Raw genomic sequence first — 10,399 nt, 5'->3', positions numbered from 1 at the left:
CGGAGGTGGGCCCGCCGCCGCAGCGACGGCTCCGGACGTCGGCGCGGCCGCTTCTCCGCTGTAGCCGAGGTTGCGCAGTTGCTGCAGGACCGCCTCGTCGGCGAGGTCTCCGCCATGCCGGATCTTGAGCACGCCGGTCTGCACCGCCACCGAGACGTCCTCGACGCCCGGCAGCCTGCGGATCGCCGTGTCGATCTTGCGGCCGCAGCTGGCGCAATCCATCCCGGTGACCCGGTATCGGCTTTCGAGAGTTTGCGCCGTCATGTCTGTTCCTTGTGATCTCTATAGGGCAAGGCTACCTCCTCCAGCGACTGTAGATGCAAGCTAAAAAATGAGCGCGCCGTTCGGTTGGAGTGGAGGGCGCCGTCCGACGAACCCCGGAGGCGAGCCCAGCCCCTTGATGACCTCGCCTTGTCCGCATGACCGGGAGACCGCGCCGCCGACGGCCGCACAGGTGGAACGCGCCCTGGACGCAGCCGCCGCCAGCGTCGCCGCCGCCGGGGACAGGCTGACGCGCCCCCGGCGCAGGGTGCTGGAGCTCCTGCTCGTCGCGGGCGCTCCGGCCAAGGCCTATGATCTCGTGGCGACGTATCACCGGGAGGCCCGCGTCGCGAAGCCGGCTACGGTCTATCGGGCGCTGCAGTTCCTCGAGACCCGCGGTCTGGTTCATCGTCTTTCCAGCCTTAAGGCCTATGTGGCCTGCGATCCCAAACGCCTCGGTTCGCCAGCGGTTTTTCTTCTGTGCGACTGTTGCGGCTCCTGTCGCCAGATTCCTTCGCCCGGCATGGCGTCGCTGGACGCGGCCGCGACAGCGGCGGGCTACGAGATCGAACGGATCACGCTCGAAGGCCAGGGTCTGTGTTCGGCCTGCCGCCCGCCGCGCCCCGGCGCGGCCCGGGATCCGGCCCTCCAGACAGAGCCGGAGGCGGCCGCGGGGTCCGGGCCCGCAAGCACTGAGCCGCGCCCTTGATCAAGCCCGCGGCGGGTCGATGACGGCCTGGCCCGGGCGCCCGGGCGCAGGGAGGCCGGGGCCCGCGCCCAGTTCCATGGCCCGTTCCGTGGCGTCGGCCGACCTTCGGGTCGACCCCGCCCGTCGGGACGGATTCAGCCAGGTCTGGACGGGACGGTCGAAGCCGTAGCGGAACACCGCCGCCGCCACGAAGGCGCCCGCAAAGCCGATCGACCACAGCGCCCAGCGGATGTTGGACGACAGGGCGTCCTGCCCCAGGGCGTCGAGCAGACCGAACCAGACGATGCGGCTCACCTCATTGGTCAGGAACATCGAGAACGACATCAGGGCGAGGTGTTCGACCAGGCGCGACGGCTTGAGGACCGGTACGGCGCCGGCGGCCCAGATGATCACGGTCATCAGACCCAGGGACAGCAGGCTGAAGACGCCGAAGGCCTGCAGCCCTACGAGCGCGACGACGGCGGCGAGGCCGATCGCTCCCGCCCGGCGCGGCGCGACATAGACCCGCGCGCCGTAGAAGGCCGCCGCGACTCCGAGCAGGAAGAGCGGCAGGGCGCGCAGGATGCCGTAACGCATCGGCAAGCGGTAGATCGGGTCCCCGAGCCACAGCATGGCCGCGACGTCGGCGGCGACGACGAGGAGCGTCGCGCCGATCACCACTGCGACAGGCGGCCCACGCCACAGGGCGCGGCAGATCCACGGCAGCAGGAGGTAGCAGCCGATCAGGGCCGAGAGGGTCCAGGTCGGGGCGTTCCACCCCTGCCCGCCCGGCACGCCGTAAGCCTGGATCAGCAGGACCTGGGCCGGCAGCTGCGACCAGTCGAACCAGCGCGGATTGCTGGGCGCGATCCCGGCCAAGGCGGCTCCGCCGACGAGTAGCACCAGGACGAGGCTGGCCGCCAGGTGGGCGGGAATGACCCGCAGCAGGCGCTGGCGCGCATAGGCGCGCAGCGAGGCCTGTCCGGACGCGAGGCGATCCCCGTAGATGCGGGCCAGGACATAACCGGAGTCGATGATGAAGAAGTCAGTCAGCAGATAGCCGCGGTCGAACACCGGATGCAGATGCGGCAACGGCACCGGCGAGGCCTCGCGGAAATGGTAGAGGATGATCAGCGCCCCTACGATAAAACGCAGCGCGTCCAGCCAGCCGCCGCGCGCGATCCGGACGGGGCGAGGCGATGGCTCGGTCAGCGCGGCTTCGGGCATTCAGTCAGCCTTCCGTGGCGCAGACTTGGCGGCGGCGCTGCGGTGCTCATGTGGACGCAGGACGATCTGGTCTCGCGAAGCGTAGAGGACGGCCGTTCCCAAAACCCAAACGACGACCAAGCCTCCGACGACCATCAGTCCGGGCCTATCGCGGGGTCCAAACACAAACGAGCAGCCGATCACGCCGCCCAGAATGGCCCCGTAACCAAAATGCAGCGGCACCTTGTGTGCGCCCAGCAGCAGAAGGGCCATGCAGAAGACCAGGCCTCCTGCGAACAGGCTGACCCCGATGGCGACGAGCGTATCGAGCACGGGCCGTGGCTTCAGCGGGCGCGCCTGGAGCCGCCGCCTACCTCGTTGGCGATAGCGGCCTTCCCGCCAACGAATGCTCCGGCCGCGCACGGTGAAGCGTTTGCCGGCCATGCGTCAGGGCCTTGCGTTGGGCGCGGGCGTGTCCTCATGGCGCGCAAGAAGGATTCTCATCCGGACAATTTCGGATTCCTGGGCCGCAATGATCTCATCGGCCAGATTACGCACGTCGCGGGCTTCGCCATGCTCGACGGCGACCTTGGCCATTGCGAGCGCACCCTCGTGGTGGGCGATCATTCCGCGCAGGAAGTCGATGTCGGCGTCGCCCGTGTAGTTGATGCTCATGGCCTGGTGCATCTTCGCGCTGGCCTCGCGATAGGCGCGAGTCGATGGGCTGTCCGTGGTCTCGCCAGCGTGGCTTGCCTCGGTGTCGCTCGGGCGAGAGTCAGCCGCCGACGGCGCCGCAGGGACCTCGCGGGTTTGCCGCGAGATCATCCCGAAGGCGAAGACCGACAGGGCGAGAAAGACGGCGATGACGGAAATCCATCCGAAACGCTTCATGACGATGTCCTCGAGAGAGCCGGCGGGGCCACGGGGGCGGCCGGGATTGCACTGGGAAGGATGGGCGCCGTTCGGTCGCGGTAGCCGAGCAGGCGCAGAGCGTTGAACACCACCAGCAGGGTCGACCCCTCGTGGAGCGCCACGGCAGGGCCGATGCCAAGGCCGAGGATCGTCGCCGGCACAAGGAAGGCGACGATTCCGAGACTGACGTAGAGATTCTGGAGAATGATGCGCCGCGTCTGTCGGCTGAGACCGACGGTGAAGGGCAGCTGCGACAGGTCGTCGGACATCAAGGCGACGTCGGCGGTCTCAAGCGCAACATCGGAGCCAGCCGCGCCCATCGCGATACCGACGGTCGCCGTGGCCATGGCCGGGGCGTCGTTCACCCCGTCGCCGACCATGGCAATCTTGCCGTCAGCGCGAAGGCGTTTGATGGCGTCGACCTTGTCCTCGGGCATGAGGTCGCCCCAAGCCTCTGTCAGGCCGACCTGTCCGGCGATCGCCTGTGCGGCCTTCTGGTGATCGCCCGAGATCATGATCATTCGCCCGATGCCGAGGGCGCGAAGAGCGGTCAGCGTCGGCCGCGCTGCTGGGCGAGGCGTATCAAGAAGCCCAATGACACCGAGATCGCGCGTGCCGCGTCGCACCACCATCAGGGTTCGCCCCTGCAGTCGCAACTGAGCGACGACAGAGGTTGTTTCGTCGCCGAGCGGCGCTACGCCGTCGACGCCGAACATCTCCGGCTTCCCTATCCAGATCGTCTCGCCGTGCAGCTGGGCGGTCACGCCCTTGCCCGTCAGGCTCTTGAGGTCGATCGCGGCCGGGATGATCGTATCGCGCAAGCGTGCGCCACCGTCGCGCGCGATGGCCTCCGCCAACGGGTGGTCGCTGAGCCGTTCGACCGCCACAGCGACCGCCAGAAGATCGCCCTCCTTCGTCCCGCGCACCGTCATGACGTCGGTGATCCGCGGCCGTCCCTCGGTCAGGGTGCCGGTCTTGTCGAAGGCGATGGCGTTGAGCGAGCCGAGGTTCTCCAACGGCGCGCCGCCCTTGATCAGGACACCGGCGCGCGCCGCACGGGCGACGCCCGAGAGGACGGCGCTCGGGGTGGCGATGGCGAGCGCGCAAGGACTCGCGGCGACCAGCACGGCCATGGCGCGATAGAAGCTGTCGCGGAACGGCTCATCGACGACGACCCAGGCGAACAGCAGGACAAAGGCGAGCGCTAGCACCACAGGCACGAAGATGCGTTCGAACCTGTCCGTGAAGCGCTGGGTCGGCGACTTCTGCGTCTCGGCCTCACTCACCATCCGAACCACCTTGGCCAGGGTGGTGTCGCTCGATGTGCGGGTCGTCTCAATCTCGATGGCGCCTGAGCCATTGATGGTGCCCGCGAAGACGAGAGACGGCGATCCGACCTGGGCCGGTCTCGCCCGCGCCGCCTCGGGATCCGCGACGGGCTGCTTGTCGACAGGCATGCTTTCGCCGGTCACGGGGGCTTGGTTGATGCTTGTGGTGCCGACCACGACAAAGCCATCAGCGGGCAGTCGTTCGTTTGGACGCACCACCACGGTGTCGCCGACGACCAAATCTTCGACAGGCAATTCGACGACCTGCCCGTCGCGTCGCACATGGGCTGTCCGGGGGGCAAGCTCGGCCAGGGCCTCGATCGCGCGTTTGGCGCGGCCCATGGCGTAGTGTTCGAGCGCGTGGCCGATGCTGAACAGAAACAGCAGGAGAGCGCCTTCGGCCCAGGCCCCGAGCGCCGCCGCACCTGCGGCTGCGACGAGCATCAAGGTATCGATCTCGAAGCGCTTCTGGCGGAGGTTCTCGAACGCTTCTCGCACCGTAAAAAAGCCGCCGAAGATGTAGGCGATCAGGAAGAGGGCGAGGGGAATCCAAGCGGGAAGGCCCGTTGCGAGTTTCTCGAGGGCGAATCCAAGGCCCAGAGCAAGGCCACTTGTCAGGGCGAAGATCAGCTCCGTATTGGAGCCTAGAACGCCACCGTGATCGTGCTCCTCGGACTTGGTGTGGAGATGGTCCGGCAGTGTTGTGCTGGTCATAAATAGGGTCCCGTTGCGGGTTGGGAATCGCGGCTGCTTGCGGCGACCGCCGCGATCGAGGGGGCGGGATAGCGACACGGGCGAAGGCGCGCCGGGCCAGCGGGTTCCAGCGCGATCCGCTCGCAGGTGGTCATCCCGGTTCTCCCGACCTCAGGGCACGGGCACGACGGCATTAAAGCCCCCGAGCCGCTGGAGCTGCTCAATCGCTTCGAAAAGCGGAAGCGCTAGGAGAAAGACGAAGCCGTCGCGCACCGTGCGGACGAAGAATACCGGCCGGATCATGATTTCCGCCTCGTCGCGCCATAGGGAGAGCTTGGGCAGGAACCGAGGGGTGCGCTCACGGTAAGCTTGGTAGTCGTGTCCAAAGGCGTCGGAGAGGAAGCGTTCTTCGCGGCCGACCACGATGCGAAACACCACCCAGCAGGCTAATCCGAAGACCAAACCGACGCTAAGGCTGCCGGACTGGGCGCCGATGCCAAACGCGCCGATGAAGCTGAAGACGTACAGCGGATTGCGGCTGACCGAATACGGTCCTGCGGATATGATCTCCTGTTTCTTGCGGCCACCGATGTAAAGGGAACACCAAGCCCGACCGATGATGCAAACCATGATGGCGATCAGGCCCAGATGCTCGACAGGATGTTCGAGCAAGGGCCAGGATGTGACGAGCGCCGCGCAGACGACAAGAAGCAGGCCCCCGACGAGAATGCCCGCCTTGCGCCATCGTTGAACGGATTGGATATCGACCGCTGATCGACAGGCGTCATCAGGGGGCGAGGAGCCGGACAAAGCGGGGCTTGCGGGCTTGGAGACGCTGTCGGAGGGCTCGAGCGGCATCATTGCCCCTCCCCCTCAGCCGGACGATCCTTAGCCGCATCGCGCAGGATATCCACGCCGCCCTTCAACGCGATGGCGGCCACGAGGACGCCGACGACGAGGTCCGGCCACGCCTGGCCGAGCCAGAGCACCAGGGCCCCGGCGACGAGGATTCCCCCGTTGGAGGCGAAGTCGTTAAAGCTGAACGTCTCGGCAGCCTTCATGTTGACGTCGCCGCTGTGCTGACGGCGGATCAACTGCAGGCAGATCAGGTTGATGATCGCTGCGACGACCGAGAGTCCCATCATGGTCGGGCCGATCGGTTCGGTCCCGATGAGGAATCGACGACCCGCGTCCAGAAGGACGCCAGCGCCGAAGATAAGGAGCATGACGCCCGAGAGGCGCGCCGCCCCCCGCTTCCACGAACCAGGCCGACCGATCGCGAGAAAGCTGATCAGATAGACAGCAGCGTCCGAGGCGTTGTCCACTGCATTGGCCAGCAGAGCGCTGGAATCGGCGGACAAGCCGCCGATCCCGAGCGCTAATGCCAGGCCCGCGTTGAGCGCGAGAACCGTCAGCAACGTGCGTCGCTGCTGACGGTCATCCTGAGTGCGAGCAATCAATCCTCAACCCCCTCGTCCTTGCGATGACGCACCGCCTTGGCCGCGAAGGTCGGCAGGACCAGCAGGGTCAGGGCCGTCGCGGTCAGAAGGCCGCCGATGACGACCGTCGCCAGAGGCTTCTGAACCTCGGCCCCCGCGCCGTGGGCGAGCGCCATCGGGATGAAGCCGACAATGGCGACCAAGGCTGTCGTCAACACCGCACGCAATCGGCTGGACGCCCCTTCGATCGCCGCGTCCCGGGGCGCGAGCCCCGCCTGCAATCGCTCGCGAATGGCCTGCATCAAAACAAGTCCGTTCAGGGTCGCCACACCCGAGACGGCGATGAAGCCAACGGCCGCAGACACCGAGAACGGCATCCCTCGCATGAGAAGCGCCAAGGCGCCGCCGATCAAGGCCAAGGGCACGCAGGCGAAGACCAGCCCAGCCTCGGAGAACGACCCCAGAGCCATAAACAGCAGCACACCGATCAGGACGAAGACGATCGGAATAACCAGGCCCAGCCGTTGTTCGGCCCGTTTGAGGTTCTCGAACTGACCGCCCCAGGTCAGGCGGACGCCCGGCGGGAGCTGGATTTGGTCCACCTTGGTTTGTGCGTCGGTGACGAAGCCGCCCAGATCCCGGCCGCGAACGTTGGCCTGGACCACCATCCGTCGGCTACCGTCGTTGCGGCTGATCTGGTTCGGCCCCTCGGCGCTTTGGATACGGGCTACCGAAGACAGCGGCACGGTTACGCCTGTCGAAGAGACGATCGGCAGGGCCGCGAGCGCCGCCGGATCGTTGCGCGCATCGTCCGGAAGACGGACGACGACGTCGAAGCGACGGTCGCCCTCGAAAATCCGGCCGGCCTCCGCGCCGCCGATGGCGGCCGAGACCGCTTCAGAAACGTCGGCTGCGGACAGGCCGTAGCTGGCCGCCGCGAACCGATCGACGCTGACCGTGAGCGTCGGCAAGCCCGACGCTTGTTCGACGCGAACGTCGGCGGAGCCGGTGGTCTGCCGCAGTACGCCGGCCACCTCATCAGCGACCCGCTGCATGGTGTCGAAGTCATCGCCGTAGACCATGACCGCGAGGTCGGTCCGGACCCCGGAAATGAGTTCGTTGAAGCGGAGCTCGATGGGTTGGCTGAACTCGAAATTATTCCCGATCTGTTGGTTGGCGAGCTCTTCGAACCGCTCGAGCAAGGCTTCCTTCTCGAGACCTGAATCCGGCCAGTCCTTGCGGTCCTTCAGAACGATGACGCTGTCCGAAATGTTGGGCGGCATCGGGTCGACGGCAGCCTCGGCGGTGCCGGTCCTGGAGAACATGGTCTCGACTTCCGGCTGGGCGGTGATGACCCGTTCCAACGCCATCTGCATGGCGAGGGACTGTTCCAGCGACGCCGAGGGAACACGCAGCGCCTGCATGGCGATGTCGCCCTCGTCCAGAGTGGGGATGAACTCCCGTCCCAGGGACGAGAAGGCCAGACCACCGACAACAACCGCGCCGAGTGCCGAGATCAGCACGATCTTAGGACGATCGACGGCGGCGCGGATGGCCGGCTGGATCCAACGCCGCGCGTGGCGGAGCAGGAAGGTCTCATGTTCGTGGGCTTGGCCGTGTTCGTCGGTCTCGACCTTCTTGGGGTCCCGCACCAGCAGGGCCGTCATGGCCGGAACGAAGGTGAAGGAGAAGATGAAGGCGCCGACGAGCGCCAGCATGACCGTTGCGCCCATGGGGACGAACGTCTTGCCCTCGACGCCCTCGAGCATCAGCAAGGGGGTGAAGACGAGCAGGATAATCAGCTGACCGAAGGCGGCTGGCTTGACCATCTTGCGAGCTGCGGCCACGGCGACATCAAGGCGTTCCCGACGGGTCAGAGCCCGTCCCAGATCGATCCGCCGCTGCGACAGCATCAACAAGGTGCTTTCAACGACGATGACCGCCCCATCGACCAGAAGGCCGAAGTCCAGCGCGCCCAAGCTCATCAGGTTTCCACTGATGCCAAACCTATTCATGCCGATGACGGCGAACAGGAAGCTGATCGGGATCATCAAGGCCGTGATGCTGGCCGCACGAATGTTTCCGAGCAGCAGGAACAGCACGACGATGACCAGAAGGGCGCCCTCGGTGAGGTTGCGGGCCACGGTCGAGATGGTCGAGTTGACCAGGGCGCTACGGTCAAGGACCGTCACCGCCTCGATCCCTGCGGGCAGAGTCTTGCGAACCTCATCGAGTCGCTCCCCGGCCGCCTGGGCCACGGTGCGGCTGTTGCCGCCCGCGATCATCAGCGCCGTTCCGAGCACGGCCTCGTGGCCGTCACGGCTGGCGCCGCCCAGGCGCGGAGCCTGGCCGATCTCGACCGTGGCGACATCGGCGACCCGCACGATCAGGCCGTTCCGGTTGACGACCGGCGCCTGAGCCAGATCTTCCACGGTGGAGGCCAAGGCGTCGGTGCGGACCGTCAGAGCTTCGCCAGCGCGCTGGATATAGCCTGCGCCGGCCTGAGTGTTGGCGCGATCGAGGGCCTGGATAAGGTCGCCCATGCCCAGGCCGTAGGCGGAAAGGCGCGCCGCGTCCGGACGGACCGCATACTCCTTCACATAGCCGCCGACGGTGTCGACGCCGGCGAGACCGGGGGCGGTCCGCATTTGCGGCGCGACGATCCAGTCCTGCACGGTGCGCAGATAGGTGGCGCGCTGCTGCGGGGTCGAAAGCAGATCGCCTTCGGGCGTCAGATAGGCTCCGCCCGCCTGCCAGCCCGGCTCGCCAGGCTTGGCGAGGTTCTGACTGTTGAATGGCTTGTAGTCGATCGTCCACATCAGCACTTCACCGAGGCCCGTGGTGATCGGGGCCATGGTCGGCTCCACCCCGTCAGGCATGGCCTCCCGGGCGCCCGCGAGCCGTTCGGCGACCTGCTGGCGCGCGAAATAGATGTCGGTCTGGTCGGTAAAGATGACCGTGACCTGGCTGAAGCCGTTTCGGCTGAGGGATCGGGTCGTGGTCAGGCCGGGAATGCCGGCCATGGCGGTTTCAATCGGGTAGGTGACCTGTCGTTCGATCTGTTCAGGCGCGAGCGCCGGAGCGACCGTGGTCACCTGGACCTGGCGATTGGTGATATCCGGCACGGCGTCGATGGGAAGCCGTGTCAGCTCGAGGAGTCCGTAGGCCGCGACAAGCGCCGTGGCGAGAACCACGAACCATCGGAATTTGACCGAGAGTTCGATGATGAATTTGAACATGCGGTGCGCCCCTAGTGACCGTGCTCGGCCTCGCCCTTGGCGAGCTCGGCTTTGAGGAGGAAGGCGTTCGTGCCGGCGACCCGTTCAGCCCCGGTGAGGCCACGCAGGATTTCAGTCCGCCCCCCGGCCTGACGACCGGCGAGCACCGGACGGGCCTGGAAGCCGTTCGGGACCTGAACGAAGACGACGGTGTTGCCGTCGACGGTCTGGACGGACTCGGTCGGCACGGTGAGACCGCCGGTCGTCTCGCCCGTCACGATCGCCCCCGTGACGGCGGAACCGGCCGGCGGGAGGACAGAGCCCGTCGGCCGGGCCCGAATGACCGTGGCGCCGCTTTCGCCGCCCGCGCCTGCGGCAACGCCGGTGACGATGGCGTCGAAGTCGCCGCTGGGGTTGCTGACCCGCAGAGGCGCCCCGGCCCTTACATTGGCGGCCAAAGCAGGCGGCGCGTTGAAGACGAGCTCAACCCTGGCCGGGTTGGTGACCTCGGCGACAACGCCGCCAGGGGCGACGAAGCCGCCCGGTCCGACCTGGACGCTGGTCACGACTCCGGTGATGGGGCTGGTGACGCTGAGGCGGCCCGAAGCGTTGGGCGAGCCCGCCGCGCTGGACCGCGCGCGAGCCGCGCGGGCG

Annotated in this window: 10 protein-coding genes; 1 reads left to right on the top strand and 9 read right to left on the bottom strand. The window is 67.1% G+C overall.

All coding sequences use genetic code 11. From position 1 onward, the window contains the following. A partial coding sequence (locus tag B3T77_RS00825) for a cation transporter (protein ID WP_292076162.1) occupies positions 1-264 on the bottom strand: 264 nt, incomplete at its 3' end. A gap of 190 nt (positions 265-454) precedes the next feature. Between B3T77_RS00825 and B3T77_RS00820 the strand changes: the two genes are divergently transcribed. Further along, positions 455-970, top strand: coding sequence for a Fur family transcriptional regulator (locus B3T77_RS00820; protein ID WP_292076159.1), 516 nt, complete (start codon positions 455-457; stop codon positions 968-970). Here the strand turns inward: B3T77_RS00820 and B3T77_RS00815 are convergent, their stop codons facing one another. The 8 genes from B3T77_RS00815 to B3T77_RS00780 all read right to left on the bottom strand — a co-directional run. Next, entirely contained in the window at positions 971-2,176 is a 1,206-nt protein-coding gene (locus B3T77_RS00815) for an acyltransferase family protein (protein ID WP_292076157.1), read from the bottom strand. It lies immediately after the preceding gene. Beyond that, positions 2,177-2,599, bottom strand: coding sequence for a hypothetical protein (locus B3T77_RS00810; RefSeq protein ID WP_112863181.1), 423 nt, complete (start codon positions 2,597-2,599; stop codon positions 2,177-2,179). A 3-nt stretch (positions 2,600-2,602) separates the two neighbouring features. Then, complete coding sequence (gene copM, locus B3T77_RS00805; RefSeq protein ID WP_088582518.1) at positions 2,603-3,046, bottom strand: CopM family metallochaperone; 444 nt, start codon at positions 3,044-3,046, stop codon at positions 2,603-2,605. After that, on the bottom strand, positions 3,043-5,109 hold the full coding sequence (locus tag B3T77_RS00800) for a heavy metal translocating P-type ATPase (RefSeq protein ID WP_088582519.1): 2,067 nt from the start codon (positions 5,107-5,109) through the stop codon (positions 3,043-3,045). Before B3T77_RS00800 ends, copM begins: the two co-directional genes overlap by 4 nt. A gap of 150 nt (positions 5,110-5,259) precedes the next feature. Then, a complete protein-coding gene (locus B3T77_RS00795; protein WP_008264189.1) occupies positions 5,260-5,949 on the bottom strand; it encodes a methyltransferase family protein in 690 nt (229 codons plus the stop codon). Continuing rightward, the gene (locus B3T77_RS00790) at positions 5,946-6,506 is read right to left on the bottom strand and encodes a cation transporter (RefSeq protein WP_008261511.1); all 561 of its coding nucleotides are present in this window, start codon (positions 6,504-6,506) and stop codon (positions 5,946-5,948) included. Before B3T77_RS00790 ends, B3T77_RS00795 begins: the two co-directional genes overlap by 4 nt. Positions 6,507-6,544: 38 nt before the next feature. Beyond that, entirely contained in the window at positions 6,545-9,766 is a 3,222-nt protein-coding gene (locus tag B3T77_RS00785) for an efflux RND transporter permease subunit (protein WP_112863180.1), read from the bottom strand. An 11-nt stretch (positions 9,767-9,777) separates the two neighbouring features. After that, on the bottom strand, positions 9,778-10,399 hold a 622-nt coding region (locus tag B3T77_RS00780), incomplete at its 5' end, for an efflux RND transporter periplasmic adaptor subunit (RefSeq protein WP_292076154.1).

The organism is Brevundimonas sp. UBA7838, from assembly GCF_002500885.1.
GTDB lineage: Bacteria > Pseudomonadota > Alphaproteobacteria > Caulobacterales > Caulobacteraceae > Brevundimonas > Brevundimonas vesicularis_C.
The sequence above is the reverse complement of the archived record's forward strand: the minus strand, read 5'-3'. Positions and strand labels throughout refer to the sequence as shown.

Excerpts from the sequence above, each read along its gene's own strand:
- B3T77_RS00815 (WP_292076157.1), bottom strand. The coding sequence starts at position 2,176 with ATGCCCGAAGCCGCGCTGACCGAGCCATCGCCTCGCCCCGTCCGGATC.
- B3T77_RS00800 (WP_088582519.1), bottom strand. The coding sequence starts at position 5,109 with ATGACCAGCACAACACTGCCGGACCATCTCCACACCAAGTCCGAGGAG.
- B3T77_RS00810 (WP_112863181.1), bottom strand. The coding sequence starts at position 2,599 with ATGGCCGGCAAACGCTTCACCGTGCGCGGCCGGAGCATTCGTTGGCGG.
- copM (WP_088582518.1), bottom strand. The coding sequence starts at position 3,046 with ATGAAGCGTTTCGGATGGATTTCCGTCATCGCCGTCTTTCTCGCCCTG.
- B3T77_RS00795 (WP_008264189.1), bottom strand. The coding sequence starts at position 5,949 with ATGATGCCGCTCGAGCCCTCCGACAGCGTCTCCAAGCCCGCAAGCCCC.
- B3T77_RS00785 (WP_112863180.1), bottom strand. The coding sequence starts at position 9,766 with ATGTTCAAATTCATCATCGAACTCTCGGTCAAATTCCGATGGTTCGTG.